Consider the following 16368-nt stretch of genomic DNA (forward strand, 5'->3'; position numbering starts at 1 on the left):
AGCCGCGACCGCGAGTTTATTGTGCAGAGTCGAGCGCCGTGCGGATTTCGGCGATAAAGCGCGTCAGCGACTCCGCGGCCGTATCGGGCGATGCCTCTTCGAGCAGTTGCACGAGCCGGCTGCCAATCACGACCGCGTCCGCAACCTCGCCGATTGCACGGGCCGTTTCGGCATCGCGGATACCGAAACCGACGCCGACCGGCAGCGACACATGCGACTTGATGGCCGGGATTTTACTCGCGATGCTGGAAACGTCCAGATTTGCCGAACCGGTCACGCCCTTGAGCGATACGTAATAGACGTAGCCGCTCGCCACCTTGCCGACGGCGGCGATGCGCTCGTCCGTGGAAGTCGGCGCGAGCAGAAAGATCGGATCGATGCCCGCCTGCTGCATCGACTTGCCGAATTCCACCGATTCCTCCGGCGGATAATCGACGACCAGAACGCCGTCGACGCCCGCTTCCTTCGCGGCCGCGGCGAACGCGTCGGCGCCCATGCGCTCGATTGGGTTCGCGTAGCCCATCAGCACGACGGGCGTCTTGTCGTCGGTTTCGCGGAAGCGCTTGACGTCGGCCAGCACGTGTTTCAGCGACACGCCGCGCGCCAGCGCGCGTTCCGACGACCGCTGGATGACCGGCCCGTCGGCCATCGGATCGGAAAACGGCACGCCCAGTTCGATCACGTCCGCGCCCCCCTTGGCGAGCGCGTGCATGAATTCGACGGTCTGCTCCGGATTCGGGTCGCCAGCCGTGATGAACGGAATCAGCCCTTTCTTGCCCTGCGCGGCGAGCGCCGCAAAAGTATTCTTGATACGGGACATGAGAATTTTCTCGGTAATCGTTGATGCGTGCGTTGATGCGCGCGGATGCATCGGTGCCCGAATGCGCGGTCGATCGCGCTTTCTGGCGGGTCAGCGACGCACAGACGTTATTCGGCTTCGGTGGCAGGGCTTTGCGCGGGCTCGGCGTGCATGACGTCCGCTACGGCGCCAACGGGCGCGAGGCGCACGACTTTCGCCCCGGCGACCCGTTCTTCCGCGATCGCGCAGTAATCGGCGTTGATCTCGTAGCCGGTGAACTGGCGCCCTTGACGCGCACAGGCGACGGCCGTAGTGCCGCTGCCCATGAACGGATCGAGCACGCGGCCGCCCGGCGGGCAACTCGCGAGCACCATGCGCTCGACGATTTCCAGAGGCTTCTGAGTCGGATGATCGACGCGTTCGGCATGCTGCCGATGCAGCCGCGACACCGACCAGACATCCTTTGGATTATAGCCAAGCTCCAGCCACTTACTTCCTTCGAACAGTTTGCGCGAGCGCGCCTTCTTGGTGACGGCGTCGTAGGGGATGCGCACCGGATCGAGATCGAAATAGTAGTCCCTCGATACCGCGAAATAACCGATGTTGTCGTGCACCGACGAATATTTGCGCGTCGTCCCGCCCATGCTCGGCACGCGCCGGTCCCAGACGATCTCGTTGACCATCATCAGCCGGCGTTTGAGGAACACGAACAGTTCGGGCGAATACTGCCAGGTGCAGAAGAGATACAGCGAACCGCTGGGCTTGAGCTTCGGAATCACGAGGTCGAGCCACGCATAGGTCCAGTCGAGGAAAGCCTCGCCCGAGAGCATGTCGGAGTCGTTACCGTAGTTCTTGCCCAGACCATACGGCGGGTCCGCCACGATCAGGTCAATCGAGGCGTCCGGGATATTCACTGCATCGATCAGGAAATCGCGGTTGCGAATGTCGATGTCGGGTTTGCCCTGTTGCAGGGCGCCCACCGACAGCGATTCGTCGATCACGTTGCGCATCGTCCGGGCGCTCAGAACTGGATGCCCGATCGCTCGGCGACCGTATGCATGTCCTTGTCGCCGCGGCCCGACAGGTTGACGAGCAGCACCTTATCCTTCGGCAACGTCCGCGCGAGCTTGGCGCCGTAGGCGAGCGCGTGGCTCGATTCCAGCGCGGGAATGATCCCTTCGATGCGGCAGCAGTCGTGGAAGGCCTTGAGCGCTTCCTCGTCGGTAATGCCGACGTATTCCGCGCGGCCCGCGTCCTTGAGCCACGCGTGCTCGGGGCCGACGCCCGGATAGTCGAGGCCCGCGGAAACCGAATGAGTCTCGATGATCTGGCCGTTCTCGTCCTGCAACAGGTACGTCCGGTTGCCGTGCAGCACGCCCGGACTTCCACCCATCAGCGAGGCCGCATGCCGGCGAGTGTCGATGCCGTCGCCAGCTGCTTCGACGCCGATCAAACGCACGGCTTTATCGTCGATATACGGGTAAAAGATGCCCATCGCATTCGATCCGCCGCCAACACACGCGATCACCGCATCAGGCTGACGACCGGTCATTTCCGGCATCTGCACCTTGCATTCGTCGCCGATCACGCGCTGGAAGTCGCGCACCATCATCGGATACGGATGCGGGCCCGCTACGGTGCCGATGATGTAGAACGTGTTTTCGACGTTCGTGACCCAGTCGCGCATCGCTTCGTTGAGAGCGTCCTTGAGCGTCTTCGATCCCGATTCGACGGGAATCACGGTCGCGCCGAGCAGCTTCATCCGATAGACGTTGGCCGCCTGACGGCGCACGTCTTCCGAGCCCATGTAGACAACGCACTCCATGCCGAAGCGCGCGGCGATTGTCGCCGTCGCAACACCGTGCTGACCCGCGCCCGTCTCGGCGATCACGCGCGGCTTGCCCATCTTGCGCGCGAGCAGCGCCTGGCCGATTACGTTGTTGACCTTGTGCGCGCCGGTGTGATTCAGGTCTTCGCGCTTCAAGTAAAGCTGCGCGCCGCCGAGCATTTCGCTCCAGCGCTTCGCGTGATAAATCGGCGAAGGCCGGCCGACGTAATGCTTCAGCTCGTATTCATATTCGGCGATGAAGGCCGGATCCTGGCGCGCGACGTCGTAGGCATCGCGCAGTTCTTCGAGGGCGTGGATCAGCGTTTCGGAGACGAATACGCCGCCATATTGGCCGAAATGGCCTCTTTCGTCGGGTAAATTGTACATTTGCGTCACTCTCTCGGTGGTCGTGGCGGGACTGTGCCGCCACGTTCGATTCACCCGGCGTCCGCCGCGCGCACTGCGCGCACGAACGCCGCCATGCGGGCGTGATCCTTCACGCCCTTGGCGCCCGGCACTTCGATGCCGCTAGAGACATCGACTGCGAAGGGGCGCACTCGCTGGATTGCGTCAAGGACGTTTTGAGCGTTCAACCCACCACTCAAAACGGCCCGATGCCCGAGATCTGTTGGGATAAGTGACCAATCGAATACCTTTCCACCGCCGCCGTAGCCGTCGACGAGTGCGTCGAGCAGAAGGCCACTGGCTGCTGAATATTTGAACGACGATTCTACCAAATCGGCTGCCGTCGCATCAGGCCCAACACGCACCGCGCGCCAATAGGACAAACCCGCAATCGCGGCGAGTTCGGCGCATTGCTCGGGCGTTTCGTCGCCGTGAAACTGCAGCAGCGACAGCCGCACGCTCGACGTGACCTCGCGCACCCAGTCCGCGCTCGCGTTCACGAACAATCCCACCGACGACACCAGCGGCGGCACGTGACGGGTGAGTTCGATGGCCTGCTGCACGTTCACCGAACGTGCGCTTTTCTCGTAGAAGACGAAGCCGACCGCATCGGCGCCGAGCGCGACGGCGTGTTGCACGTCTTCCACTTTCGAAAGGCCACAGAGCTTGATGCGCGTGCGATGGAGTGTCGGGTCGTTCATGTCGGGTCTGCCCAGACCGCGCTCCACGGCATGCTGCCGAGCTGCGGCGCCGGTACGGCGAAGTTTTCGGGATAACCGACCTCGGCGAGATAGAGGCCGTCGGGCATGAAGGTCGGCGCGGCGATCTTGCGGTCGCGCGCTTCGAGCACGTCGGCCATCCACGAGGCCGGATGGCGAGCGCGACCGATCGCGACGAAGCAGCCCATCAGGTTGCGCACCATGTGATGCAGGAACGCGTTCGCGCGAAAGCGAAAGTGGATGAAATCGCCCTGTTCGCGAATGTCGATCTGGTGAAGATGCTTGACCGGCGTCTTCGACTGGCAATCGGCGGCGCGAAACGACGAAAAATCGTGCTCGCCGATCAGGACCGGGACGGCTTCGCGCATCGCCTGGACGTCGAGCGGCGTGTGGACCCAGCCGGCGCGACCCGTGAGCATCGGCGAGCGCACCGGGTTCACGTACAGCGCGTAGTAGTAGGTGCGTTCGAACGCGGCGAAGCGCGCGTGGAAATCGTCGGGCATCGGCTTCGCCCACTGCACCGCGACAGTCGGCGGCAGGAACGCGTTCGTGCCGCGCACCCAGGAGAACGGCGCGCGGTCGAGGTCCGTATCGAAATGCAGCACCTGCCCGAGCCCGTGGACGCCCGTATCCGTGCGGCCCGCGACGACCGTCGTAAGACGCGTCTGCGCGAACTCGGCGAGCGCGCGTTCGAGCGCGTCCTGCACCGTGTTGCCGTGCGGCTGCGATTGCCAGCCGCAAAACGCGGATCCGTCGTACTGAATGCCTAACGCGATCCGCATGTCAGGAATGCGGCGCAAGCGTCGACAGAAGCGCGGCGGCTTGCTGGCGCGTGGCGGCATCGTTCGAGTCGATCACTTCCTGCAAAAGCGTGCGCGCGCCCGACAGATCGCCCAGATCGATGTATTCCGCCGCGAGTTCGAGCTTGTTGCGCGCGATGGTCGCGATTTGCTCCGGCGTGAAGGCGGGCAAGGGTTCGGTCTGGCTGGACGGCAGATCGAGGTTGAAATCGAGGCGCATCGGGCCGAACCGCGATGCGCCAAGCCCCGCCACCGACGCCGGCCCGGCCGTTCCCGACTCGATTTCCTGCGCAGCGAAAGGCGGTTCGGCCAAATCGGCGATCGGTTCGGACCGGCGTTGCAGGACGTTGGTTTCCGCGACGGGCTGCGGCCTCATCGGCTCGGGTTCGATCGAAGGCGCGATGTCCGGAGCGGGCGCGGCGTGCGGTGCCGTATGCGGTTCGACGAGCGGTTGCGGCGTGGCCGTTCGCTGCGCGATCGGCGGCGGCGCGGGCGGCAATTCACGGCGCGGCGGCAGGCCGAGGTCGAGCGAATCGAGCGCCTCGATCGCCTCGCGCGGGAATTTCGGCTGCGGGAAGCGCGCGGCGGGCGTAGGCTCGTCGTCGCGCTCTTCGTCGACGGCGGGTTCGGGCTGAAGCGCCGGCGTCTCGCGAATGGCAGGTTCGTGCGGCTGCGGTTCCTGCGGCAGCTCCGCAATCGGCTCGGGTTCTTGCGGCGCGGGTTCAACCGCGTGAGCCTGACGCGCGGCGTCTTCGCGAATTTCGGCCTCGCGCGCTTCGGCTTCGAGTTGCATCGCGGCCTGGCGGCTCTCGCGTTCCGCCGCTGCGCGGGCGTCCGCAGCTTGCGCCTCGACGGTGCGCCGCTCCATTTCGCGAGCCCGCTCTTCCCATTGCGCTTCTCTCGCCGCAGCTTCCTGGGCGGCAGCCTCCTTGGCCGCTGCCTCGCGTGCGGCGACTTCTCGTGCTTCCACTTCTCGTGCTTCCGCTTCTCGAACTGCCGCTTCCCGTGCTTCCGCTTCCAGCGCGGCAATCGTCGGCAAAGGCGGTACGAAATCGCGATGCCGTGCCGCCGGCGCCTCGGGCATGAACGGCGCCGGACGCGGCGCGCTTTCGCGCGGGAGCGCGGACGCCTCGTCCGCAGCGGCCTGTGGCGCGCTCGCCGGCGCAGCCGGCCGGGCGTCGGCAACCGGACGCGGCTCGTCGTCGGTTGGTGTTTCGAATGACTGAGCGGCGTCGTAATCTTCCATGCTCGCCGCCACCGCGTTCAGTTCGGCCTCGTCGCGCTGCACGGCGGCACCGTCGAGATTCCCGGCAGTCGTCGCAGCAGCGACAGGCGTCGCGGGCGGAGCGGTATCGCGGGGAATCGCATCGGACTCGCGCGCGCGACGCCGCTTCGACGCACGCAACGCGAACAGCGCAAGCAACACGACAAGAACGCCCACGCCCGCGATGATCCCCGTCGAACCGCCTCGTGACGCCGTCGCGGGCGCCGGGACCGGCGCAGGAGCCGGAACACTGTCTGGAATCGCCGCAGAAGCTGCGGACGTCGATGCTGCCTCGGACGCCGCAGCCGCGCCACCGACGACAGCCGACGCTTCGCTCGCGGCCGGCGCCGGCTCGACGGCCTGCGTCGGCGTGGCGGCACTCGCGCTCGGTGCGGGCGTGACAGCTTCACTGGATGCCGGCGCCTGAACGGCGGCATTCTCGGCAGGCGCCGAAGCAGCCGCACTCGCCGCAGCCGCAGCCGACGCCGCGCCGCCATCCACCGCGGGCACCGTCAGCACCGACCCGAGCCTGAGCCGGCTAGGGTCCTTCCCCATGAACGCGTTGGGATTCGCGTCGAACAAGGCGCGCGCCATCTTCTCGCGGGTCGCGCGGTCTTTCGATCCGGTGAGTTCGCCCGCGATGTCGTTGAGCGACTGGCCCGGCTTCACGGCGTATTGCGCGCCCGCAGCCACCGACGACGACGCTTCTGTCACCGCCGCCGCACCGCTCGCCTGGGCTCGCGCGTCATCCGCGTGCGCCCCGGCGAACACGCACGCGGCGGCGAGCCAGGCCGCGACCGCAGCGCGCGGCGCGCATGACGAAAGGACGTTAGGCCGACGGTGTCGAAGGGTCATTGAGGCTCCAGGCGCGTCGATAAAGATAAACAGCGGGAAAAGCGAAATCGGTCGCACAAAACAAAAAGCGCCGCGGAAACGCGACGCTTTTCATGACTCCGCGCGTCGTGGCGCGTAGTTTACTTCACTTGTCGAGCAGAATGCGCAGCATCCGGCGCAGCGGCTCGGCCGCACCCCACAGCAATTGATCGCCGACCGTGAACGCCGACAGATACTCGCCGCCCATCGCCAGCTTGCGCAGACGGCCGACCGGCACCGTCAGCGTGCCCGTGACGACCGCCGGCGACAGATCGCGCATCGACGCTTCGCGCTCGTTCGGTACGACCTTCACCCAGTCGTTCGCCGAGGCCAGGATGCCGTGCACTTCGTCGAGCGGCACGTCCTTTTTCAGCTTGATCGTGAGCGCCTGCGAGTGGCAGCGCATTGCGCCGATCCGCACGCACAGGCCGTCGACGGGCACCGAACCCGGCTCGCCCATCGCCGGCTTGCCGAGAATCTTGTTGGTTTCGGCGCCGCCCTTCCACTCTTCCTTCGACATCCCGTTGCCGAGATCCTTGTCGATCCACGGAATCAGCGAGCCGGCGAGCGGCACGCCGAAGTTGTCGGTCGGCATGGCGTCGCTGTTCATCGTGGCGAGCACGCGGCGGTCGATATCCAGAATGGCCGACGACGGATTCGCCAGTTCTTCCTTCACCGCGCCATGCAGCGCGCCCATCTGGCTCAGCAGTTCGCGCATGTTCTGCGCGCCCGCGCCCGACGCCGCCTGATAAGTCATGGCCGTCGTCCATTCGACGAGGTTTTCGCGGAACAGGCCGCCGAGCGCCATCAGCATCAGGCTGACCGTGCAGTTCCCGCCGATGAAATTGCGTCCGCCCGCAACCAGCGAATCCTTGATGACGTTCAGGTTCACCGGATCGAGGATGATGACCGCGTCGTCCTTCATGCGCAGCGACGACGCCGCGTCGATCCAGTAGCCGTTCCAGCCCGCCGCGCGCAGCTTCGGGTAGACCTCGTTCGTGTAGTCGCCGCCCTGGCACGTAATGATGGCGTCGCACTTCTTCAGGTCGTCGATGCTTGTCGCGCCTTTCAGCTTCGTCTCGTTTTTAGCGAAAGACGGCGCATTGCCGCCCGCATTGCTGGTGCTGAAGAACACCGGTTCGATCAGGTCGAAATCGCCTTCCTGCTGCATGCGCTGCATCAGGACGCTGCCGACCATGCCGCGCCAACCAACGAGACCTACGTTCATGACTAACCCTTGAAGTGGACGCTTCCCCGCATCCTTACCCGCTGTGACCGCGCGGGGAAGATGGGCGGACACGACGGACGATCAGCGAATCGTGATCGTTTTGTGGGAGATTGTCGTAATGCGCTTGGACGTGCCGATGCGCGCGACGATGGCGAGACGAATCGCGCGGGCCGTTTCGCCGCGTGAAATCGAGTCCAGAGAGATGTGAGAGATCTTCGCCATAACAAAAGAGTCTACACGATAACGCGCTGTTTTCGCCTCGCCTCGCGCGTGTTTCACTGAATTTGACGCGGATCGCGCGCGATAAACGGCGAAAAGAGATGATTTCACGCATTCGGCGGCATCTGGAAAATGCCGCCGAATCGCGTGTTGCGCGCCTTAGAGCGCGGCGAGAACCGCGTCGCCCATTTCCTTCGTGCCGACGGTGCGGCCGTCCTGCGTGGCGATGTCGCCGGTGCGATAGCCCTGCTCCAGGACCTTCTTCACCGCGCCTTCGATGCGGTCCGCCTGCTCCGTCTTGCCGAGCGAATAACGCAGCATCATCGCCGCCGAGAGGATAGTGGCGAGCGGATTCGCCACGCCCTTGCCCGCGATGTCCGGCGCCGAACCGTGCGACGGCTCGTACAAGCCCTTGTTGTTCTTGTCGAGCGAGGCCGACGGCAGCATGCCGATCGAGCCGGTGAGCATCGCGGCTTCGTCGGAGAGAATGTCGCCGAACATGTTGCCGGTCACGACCACGTCGAACGCTTTCGGCGCCTTCACGAGCTGCATCGCGGCGTTGTCGACGTACATGTGCGACAGCTCGACGTCCCCGTATTCCTTCGACACGTCGATCATCACGTCGCGCCACAGTTGCGACGTTTCCAGCACGTTCGCCTTGTCGACGCTCGTCAGCTTCTTCTGGCGCTTTTGCGCCGCCTGAAACGCGACGTGCGCGATGCGGCGCACTTCGGGCTCCGAATAGCGCATCGTGTCGAAGCCTTCCTTTGCGCCTTCGAACAAGCCATCCGGTGACGAGCGCACGCCGCGCGGCTGGCCGAAATAGATGTCGCCGTTCAGTTCGCGGATGATGAGAATATCGAGCCCCGCGACGATCTCCGCCTTCAGCGACGAAGCCGCCGTCAGTTGCGGATAGCAGATCGCCGGGCGAAAGTTCGCGAAGAGTTGCAGATGCTTGCGCAGGCCGAGAATCGCCTGCTCGGGACGCAGCGCGCGTTCGAGCGAATCGTATTTCCAGTCGCCGACCGCGCCGAACAGGATCGCGTCGGCATCCTTCGCGAGCGCGAGCGTCGAATCCGGCAGCGGATGGCCTTTCGCCTCGTAACCCGCGCCGCCGACGGGCGCCTCTTCGAGCTCGAACTTCTCGCCGAGCGCGTTCAGGACCTTGACGGCCTCGTTCATGATTTCCGGACCGATGCCGTCGCCGGGCAGCACTGCAATCTTCATGTTCTTTCCCTGATGAATTGGATGGATTAGCGCACGAGGCGGTTGTTCAGCCACGGCTGCTTCGCGAGGCGCTCGGCTTCGAACTGGCGGATTTTGTCCGCGTGACGCAGCGTGAGGCCGATGTCGTCGAAACCGTTCAGCAGACAGTACTTGCGAAAGCCCGGCACGTCGAACGCGTACTCCGTGCCGTCGCCGGCGCGCACCACCTGCGCTTCCAGATCGACCGTCAGCGAGTAGCCCACGAACGCGTAGGTTTCGTTGAAGAGCTTGTCGACTTGCTGCTCGGTCAGCGCGATCGGCAAAAGACCGTTCTTGAAGCAATTGTTATAGAAGATGTCGGCAAAACTCGGGGCGATGATCGCGCGAAAACCGTATTGATCCAGCGCCCACGGCGCGTGCTCGCGCGAGCTGCCGCAGCCGAAATTCTTGCGCGTCAGCAAAATCGATGCGCCCTTGTAGCGCTCCTGGTTCAGCACGAAATCCGGATTCAGCGGACGCTTGCTGTTGTCCTGCCCCGGCTGGCCGACGTCGAGATAACGCCATTCGTCGAACGCATTCGGGCCGAAGCCGGTGCGCTTGATCGACTTGAGGAACTGCTTCGGAATGATCGCGTCCGTATCGACGTTTTCGCGATCCAGCGGCGCCACGAGCCCGCTGTGAACAATGAATTTTTCCATGTCGCTTTACCGGTTTGGTGTTTGGCCTTGGTTTCTGGCCTACTTCGACGCCTTGTTGCTGATCGCGTTGCCGAGGTGCTGCATGTCCTCGCCGAAGCCGTGGACCGTGTTGCACCCCGCCAGAACGAAGAGCGATGCCATCAAGAGTGCGATGCGCTTCATAGTGACGGTGAATGGCGTGCGGGCGCGTTCAGGCGAGCTTGCGGATGTCGACGAAATGGCCTTCGATGGCCGCCGCCGCCGCCATCGCCGGGCTCACGAGGTGCGTGCGTCCGCCCGCGCCCTGACGGCCTTCGAAGTTGCGGTTCGACGTCGACGCGCAGCGCTCGCCCGGCTCCAGCCGGTCGGCATTCATCGCGAGACACATCGAGCAGCCCGGCTCGCGCCATTCGAAACCGGCGTCCGTGAAAACCTTGTCGAGGCCTTCGCGCTCGGCCTGCGCCTTCACGAGACCCGAGCCCGGCACGACCATCGCGAGCCGGATATTCGACGCGACGCGCCGTCCGAGCGACTTCACGACGTAAGCCGCGGCGCGCAGGTCTTCGATACGCGCGTTCGTGCACGAGCCGATGAAAATCTTGTCCGGCCGGATCGATTCGATCGGCGTGTTCGGCTGCAACGCCATGTAGGTGAGCGCGCGTTCCATCGCGTTGCGCTTGACCGGGTCTTTCTCGCGCTCGGGATCGGGCACGCGCCCGTCGATGGACATCACCATTTCCGGCGACGTGCCCCACGTCACCTGCGGCACGATTTCAGCCGCGTTCAGTTCGACGACGCGGTCGAACTGCGCATCCGGGTCCGACTTGAACTGGCGCCAGTAGTCGGCGGCCTGCTGGAACTCCGCGCCCTGCGGCGAGAACGGACGGTCCTTCAGGTAATTGATGGTGGTGTCGTCCACGGCGACCATGCCGGCGCGCGCGCCCGCTTCGATCGCCATGTTGCAGACGGTCATGCGCCCTTCCATCGAGAGCGCGCGAATGGTCGAGCCGCCGAATTCCATCGCGTAACCGGTGCCGCCCGCCGTGCCGATTTTGCCGATGATCGCGAGCACGATGTCCTTCGCGGTGCAGCCGCGCGGCAACTGACCTTCGACCTTGATGAGCAGGTTCTTGCTCTTCTTTTGCAGCAGCGTTTGCGTGGCGAGCACGTGCTCGACTTCCGACGTGCCGATGCCGTGCGCGAGCGCGCCGAACGCGCCGTGCGTGGACGTGTGCGAGTCGCCGCAGACGATGGTCATGCCCGGCAGCGTCGCGCCCTGCTCCGGCCCGATGATGTGCACGATGCCTTGGCGCAGGTCGTTCATCTTGAACTGCGTGATGCCGTATGCATCGCAATTGGAGTCGAGCGTGTCGACCTGCAGTTTCGAGATGGGATCGGCGATACCGTGCGAGCGGTCGGTGGTCGGCACGTTGTGATCGGACACCGCGAGGTTCGCGCTGATTCGCCACACCGGACGTTCCGCCAGCTTCAGGCCCTCGAACGCCTGCGGGCTCGTCACTTCATGCAGCAAATGACGATCGATATAGAGGATGGACGTGCCATCGTCCTCGGTGTGGATCACATGCGAGTTCCACAGTTTGTCGTACAGAGTCTGGGCCATGGTGAGCGCTCGAGTGGTGACTGCGGGGTGTGTTCTAGGTGTCGGTCGATTATGCCACGCGAAGCGCGCGCGTGTTTCGGCCAAACCCGAAAAAAACCGATAAAAAACAGTGAGTTGGGTGGTAGTCGCGCTACCTGTATCGACGCTACCCGGATGGTTTTTGCAGCGTTCTTCCGCGCGACTTTCGCGAACGCCAGCGCGGAAAAGTGTTTTCTTTCACAGGCTTGTGAGATTCTCGGCATAACGGACATGAAACGGGACAGCGGCTTGAACCGACGCCCAAAACAACCACACCGAAAAAGCGCCTGGAGGACTCACGACATGTCGACGATCGTCCGCTCGATTCCGATGCCCGCACGTGCCCTGGCGGCGTTCTGCGTGGCGCTGGTGCTTCTCTTCGCGGTTTCTGGTGCCGGCGCGCAATCGGCCGCGTCGGCACCCGTGGCGGCGTCGGGGACGGCCGCGCCGGCCGCCGAACTCGAATTCATGAACCGCCCCATCGCAACCTTGCGCGCGACGCTCGGCGCCGTCGATCCGGCATCGCGCGTCGAGAACGCGCTCGCCGTGCTGAACGACCTGCCCGAAGACGCGCTGGGCGCGCCGGTCACGAAAATCACGGGTCAGTTGGGCGCGAACTCCGGCGTGATGTTCTACGCGCGCACGCATCCGCTTTTCGCCTACGCACGCGAAGACGCGCTGCCGGCATCGGGCAGCTTCGAGGCGCAGGCCGCGACCGTCGAAAGCAATCTGAACGCCGTGCTCGAAGCGCGTCGCCGGCAGATGCACTGGCCGAACCTGCTGCGCGGCGCGGTGCTGTCGGTGATCGCGTTCGCGGTGCTGCTCGCACTGATGTGGCTCGTGGCGCGCCTGCGCTCACGCGTGCATGGCCGGCTGTCGCGCGTGCTGGAGCAACATATCCTGCGCCGCACCTCCAGCAAGTTCGACTGGACCGGCTCCGCCGTCCAGCTGACCGCGCAAATCGCGCAGTTGCTCGCCGTGTTCCTGATGTTTTCGCTCGCCTACCTGTGGCTGATCTTCGTGCTCGACCAGTTCCCGCTCACCGCGCCGCTCGGCCGGCGCATGAGCGGTTTCCTGCTGCGACTGCTGATGCAGATCGGTCTCGGCGCGCTCTCCCAGATTCCGGGACTCGTCACGATCGTCGTGATCTTCCTGCTCACCCGCGGCGTGCAGACCGTGCTGCGCAACGTCTTCGACTCGATCCAGCGTCAGCCGAAGTCGTTCCCCGGCCTGCATCCGGAGACGGTGGGCGCGACGCGGCGGCTGCTCGGCGCGGTCGTCTGGGCGATCGCGATCACGTTCGCTTATCCGTACATTCCGGGCTCGCAGAGCGATGTCTTCAAGGGCCTGAGCGTGCTGTTCGGCTTCATGCTGACGCTGGGTTCGACGAGCGTCGTGAACCAGATGATGAGCGGCATGGTGCTCGTCTATTCGCGCGCATTGAGAAAGGGCGACATGGTGCGCATCGGTTCGATGGAGGGTCAGGTGATGAGCGTCGATGCGCTCTCGGTGAAGCTCGTCAATCCGAGCCACGAAGAGGTGACGCTGCCGAACTCGCTGGTCGTGAACAGCCCGATCCAGAACTTTTCGCGACTCGCGGACGAACGCGGCGCGCGCATCGGCGTATCCGTGACGATCGGTTATGACGCGTCGTGGCGCCATGTGCACGCGATGCTCGAAGCCGCCGCCCTGAAGACGCCGCATATCCAGCCGGACCCGGCGCCTTTCGTGATGCAGCGCTCGCTTTCCGATTTCTATGTGGAGTATCAGCTGATCGCCGCCGTCGACGATCCGGCGCAGCGCCCGTACATCCTCTCCGACCTGAACGCGAATATCCAGGACGAGTTCAACGCGGCGGGCGTGCAGATCATGTCGCCGCACTTCCAGACGCAACCGGACGAGCCCGTGTTCGTGCCGAAGGAAAACTGGTTCACGCAGCCAACGGCGAAGGGGTGACGACCGCGTAACGCCTGCTACAAACGGCGACGGTGGCCCGCGATGCCGCCGCCGTCGAGACATCATGCTCTGACGCGATGCCCGCGTCAGGCGCGGCGCGGCATGAGTCGCGCGGCGCAGAGCATCCACGCGAAGCGAAGGTTCGAGCCGAGATAGCGCTTCCACATACGCCGCGGTTCCTGCGCCAGGCGGAAGAACCACTCGAGGCCCGCGCGCTGCATCCAATGCGGCGCCCGCGAGACCTTGCCCGCCACCACGTCGAACGTGCCGCCCACGCCCATCACGAAATCCACACCGAGGTCATCCTTCCAGCGTTGGATGAAATTCTCCTTCAGCGGCGACGTAATCGCGACGAACAGCAATCGCGCGCCCGAGCGCCGGATGCGATCGACGACATCGCGTTCGTCTTGCCAGAAATAGCCGTGATGGAAGCCGGCGACCTGCAGACCCGGATGGGCAGCGGTCGTCACCTCCGCGGTGCGGCGCACGATTTCCTCGCTCGCGCCGAGAAAGTAGACAGGCCACCCGCGCCGCGCCGACATCGCAAGCAGTTGGTCAAACAAGTCGACGCCCGCCACGCGTTCTGGCACGTCATGCCCGAGAAAGCGCGCTCCGAAAACCACGCCCATTCCGTCGATGTTCACGACGTCGCACTGACGCACCGACTCCGCGAGTTGCAGGTCGCGCTGCATGCTCACGAGCTTCGCGACGTTGACCGCCACGTGCTGTGTAAACTGCTCGTTGTCCATGCGCCGCTCGATGGCATCCACTGTTCCCTGCATGGTCGCGATGTCCATCGGGCATCCAAATACTTCGATACGTTTCACTTACCTGCTCCACTCCGTCAATATTCCTTCGCTATACTTATCATTTTCCCGACTTATTTCGATCGACATGGGCCCGTAGTACACGGTCATCCGGTCGATCTTCGACATCTCGCGATGCCAGCCGGGCTTGTACAGTCCGAGCTTGAAATACGCTTGCCTATCGTCCGGATACGCGTTGGGTGCTCCCTTCGAGTCGTAAACAATCCTGCCGTCCTTCCAAAGCTGTGTGACGGCGCGAGCGCCCGTCGCATCCGGCACGTAGCGCAGCGTCCATTCGACCCACTTCCCCCTGTCCTCTGCGGCGCAACAGAGACGCGGCCCGCGGCCGTGCTCCGTATGCTGGCCTCCGCGCTCGGAGAAGGTGTACGTGGCGTTGTCGAGTGTCAGCATGATCGGCGGCGGACCGCTCGCAGCACCTTGATGAATCTGCGTGATGATCTGCGCCTGCCTGGCATCGAAGACGAGCGTCTCCGGAAGATACGTGCTCCATCGAATCAGATAGTCGCGGCCGCCCGCAATGCTCGCCACGCGTGAGAAGACCAGCTCGGCTCGCGGCGATCCGTTCGCCACATGCGAGAAATCGTCGTCAATCGCAATCGAAGTTCGCACCGCGCGGCGCGCCGGTCGCTTCGGATCTACGACGACCTCGATCGCGCCGGGCGTCGCGCTTTGAATTCCGATCCGCGAATCGATCCCTCCGGACCAGTCCGTCGAGTACACCGTGCGATAGGAGGGAGAAACAATCGCTGCGCACCCGGCCACGCTGAAAACGACGAGAACACCTGCGAGCAGGCTATGCAGTGTGCGACAGCTCATCGGCTCTTCTCCGCGACCCGCCGATAGCAATCCGCATATTTGGCGATCATGGCACTCGACGAATAGCGCTCTCGAGCACGCTCGAATCCGGCGGCGCCCATACGAGCGGCGAGATCGGGCTCGTCCATCAATGTCTGGATTCGCTGCGCCAGGCTCTCGATATCGCGGGCTGGGACGAGATAGCCCGTCCGTCCTTCTTCGACCAGATCGAGAAAACCGCCGAGTCGCGTTCCTACGACCGGAAGCCGCGCATACATCGCTTCAAGCGTCGAAATACCGAAGGACTCGTGGTGGCTCGGCATGCAGAACACGCGCGCATTCTGGTAGAACATGCGTTTCGCGTCGCCGTCGAGCCAGCCCGGAAACTCGACGCGATCGTCGATGCCATATGTGCGAGCGACGCGCTTCCACTCTTCGATTTCGTCGCTTCCCGCCAGCTTCATGCGCACGTAGCAGCCTTGCGACTTGAGAAGCGCAATCGCCTTTAGCGCGTCGTTCACGCCCTTAGCCTCGGTCAAGCGGCCCGCGAACGCAACGTAAGGCTCGACATTGTCCGGTTGCGTGTGCGCGCTCGCCTCCGATGCACTGGCCGCGTTGCCAATCACAAAGAGGTCGTCATCCGTGTGGCGGAATCGGCGCAGTTCGCGCGCGATCTCATTCGATACCGCGACCGCCGCATTCGCGCCCCCGATGAAGTGCGCAGCGGCGCGTGCCACCCACGCCGACGACGAATCGACAAACGCAGTGAAGTCTCCGGCATGCAAATGAAAAATCGTCTTCCTGCCCGCGGCGCGCGCGAGCAGGCAAAGCAGATACTTGCGATAGAACGAGCCGCGCACCGAAGTGTGGAAATGCACGATATCCGTGCGAGTCATCGTCAGGATAAACCGCGGCAGGTCAAGCAGGAAGAACAGCAGCATGCCCGCCAATCCCTTCGAGCTTCGCGTTTCGAAGAAGGAGAACGCGATTGCGTGTTTCGCAATACTGTCGCGCTGCGCCCCGAGCTCGCCAAGCACGGATGCGATCCCGCCGCGCTGACCGCGCCCCGGCCCTACGTGAAGGACGCGCACGAGCCGCGCCTCGTCTTGCATGGTGTTAGGGCTTCTCGACAT

The 16368-nt window shown here is 64.2% G+C and carries 15 protein-coding genes; 1 reads left to right on the forward strand and 14 read right to left on the reverse strand.

All coding sequences use genetic code 11. From position 1 onward, the window contains the following. Nucleotides 1-16 precede the first annotated feature (16 nt). From trpA to leuC, 11 genes are all read right to left on the reverse strand, one after another. Nucleotides 17-820, reverse strand: coding sequence for a tryptophan synthase subunit alpha (trpA, locus tag QCE48_RS29135; protein ID WP_309781862.1), 804 nt, complete (start codon nucleotides 818-820; stop codon nucleotides 17-19). A gap of 107 nt (nucleotides 821-927) precedes the next feature. Beyond that, a complete protein-coding gene (locus QCE48_RS29140; protein WP_309781861.1) occupies nucleotides 928-1809 on the reverse strand; it encodes a site-specific DNA-methyltransferase in 882 nt (293 codons plus the stop codon). Between the two features lie 11 nt (nucleotides 1810-1820). Then, nucleotides 1821-3014 (reverse strand): tryptophan synthase subunit beta, encoded by a 1194-nt coding sequence (gene trpB, locus QCE48_RS29145; RefSeq protein ID WP_309781860.1) that lies wholly within the window; start codon nucleotides 3012-3014, stop codon nucleotides 1821-1823. Nucleotides 3015-3064: 50 nt separating this feature from the next. Beyond that, nucleotides 3065-3733: a phosphoribosylanthranilate isomerase gene (locus QCE48_RS29150; protein ID WP_309781859.1), complete on the reverse strand. Its 669-nt coding sequence runs from the start codon at nucleotides 3731-3733 to the stop codon at nucleotides 3065-3067. Next, the gene (gene truA / locus QCE48_RS29155) at nucleotides 3730-4533 is read right to left on the reverse strand and encodes a tRNA pseudouridine(38-40) synthase TruA (RefSeq protein ID WP_309781858.1); all 804 of its coding nucleotides are present in this window, start codon (nucleotides 4531-4533) and stop codon (nucleotides 3730-3732) included. The genes QCE48_RS29150 and truA overlap by 4 nt, the downstream gene beginning before the upstream one ends. Before the next feature lies 1 nt (nucleotide 4534). Continuing rightward, the gene (locus tag QCE48_RS29160) at nucleotides 4535-6670 is read right to left on the reverse strand and encodes a FimV/HubP family polar landmark protein (RefSeq protein ID WP_309781857.1); all 2136 of its coding nucleotides are present in this window, start codon (nucleotides 6668-6670) and stop codon (nucleotides 4535-4537) included. 124 nt (nucleotides 6671-6794) lie between these two features. Next, a complete protein-coding gene (gene asd / locus QCE48_RS29165; protein WP_309781856.1) occupies nucleotides 6795-7916 on the reverse strand; it encodes an aspartate-semialdehyde dehydrogenase in 1122 nt (373 codons plus the stop codon). A 378-nt stretch (nucleotides 7917-8294) separates the two neighbouring features. Beyond that, the gene (gene leuB, locus QCE48_RS29170) at nucleotides 8295-9362 is read right to left on the reverse strand and encodes a 3-isopropylmalate dehydrogenase (protein ID WP_309781855.1); all 1068 of its coding nucleotides are present in this window, start codon (nucleotides 9360-9362) and stop codon (nucleotides 8295-8297) included. A 26-nt stretch (nucleotides 9363-9388) separates the two neighbouring features. Next, complete coding sequence (leuD, locus tag QCE48_RS29175; RefSeq protein WP_062640267.1) at nucleotides 9389-10039, reverse strand: 3-isopropylmalate dehydratase small subunit; 651 nt, start codon at nucleotides 10037-10039, stop codon at nucleotides 9389-9391. A gap of 39 nt (nucleotides 10040-10078) precedes the next feature. Continuing rightward, nucleotides 10079-10201, reverse strand: coding sequence for an entericidin A/B family lipoprotein (locus QCE48_RS29180; protein ID WP_087632769.1), 123 nt, complete (start codon nucleotides 10199-10201; stop codon nucleotides 10079-10081). Between the two features lie 28 nt (nucleotides 10202-10229). After that, nucleotides 10230-11639 (reverse strand): 3-isopropylmalate dehydratase large subunit, encoded by a 1410-nt coding sequence (leuC, locus tag QCE48_RS29185; RefSeq protein ID WP_309781852.1) that lies wholly within the window; start codon nucleotides 11637-11639, stop codon nucleotides 10230-10232. A gap of 321 nt (nucleotides 11640-11960) precedes the next feature. On the opposite strand from leuC, the gene QCE48_RS29190 reads away from it, so the two are divergent. Then, on the forward strand, nucleotides 11961-13613 hold the full coding sequence (locus tag QCE48_RS29190; RefSeq protein WP_309781851.1) for a mechanosensitive ion channel domain-containing protein: 1653 nt from the start codon (nucleotides 11961-11963) through the stop codon (nucleotides 13611-13613). An 86-nt stretch (nucleotides 13614-13699) separates the two neighbouring features. Here QCE48_RS29190 and QCE48_RS29195 read toward each other — a convergent pair whose 3' ends face one another. Genes QCE48_RS29195 through QCE48_RS29205 form a run of 3 tightly spaced genes read right to left on the reverse strand, consistent with a single transcriptional unit; the run spans nucleotide 13700 to nucleotide 16368 of the window. Further along, entirely contained in the window at nucleotides 13700-14440 is a 741-nt protein-coding gene (locus QCE48_RS29195) for a WecB/TagA/CpsF family glycosyltransferase (protein ID WP_309781849.1), read from the reverse strand. Continuing rightward, complete coding sequence (locus QCE48_RS29200; RefSeq protein ID WP_309794364.1) at nucleotides 14441-15286, reverse strand: heparin lyase I family protein; 846 nt, start codon at nucleotides 15284-15286, stop codon at nucleotides 14441-14443. After that, a complete protein-coding gene (locus QCE48_RS29205; protein ID WP_309781847.1) occupies nucleotides 15253-16368 on the reverse strand; it encodes a glycosyltransferase family 4 protein in 1116 nt (371 codons plus the stop codon). Before QCE48_RS29205 ends, QCE48_RS29200 begins: the two co-directional genes overlap by 34 nt.

The organism is Caballeronia sp. LZ024, from assembly GCF_031451455.1.
GTDB classification, from domain to species: Bacteria; Pseudomonadota; Gammaproteobacteria; order Burkholderiales; family Burkholderiaceae; genus Caballeronia; species Caballeronia telluris.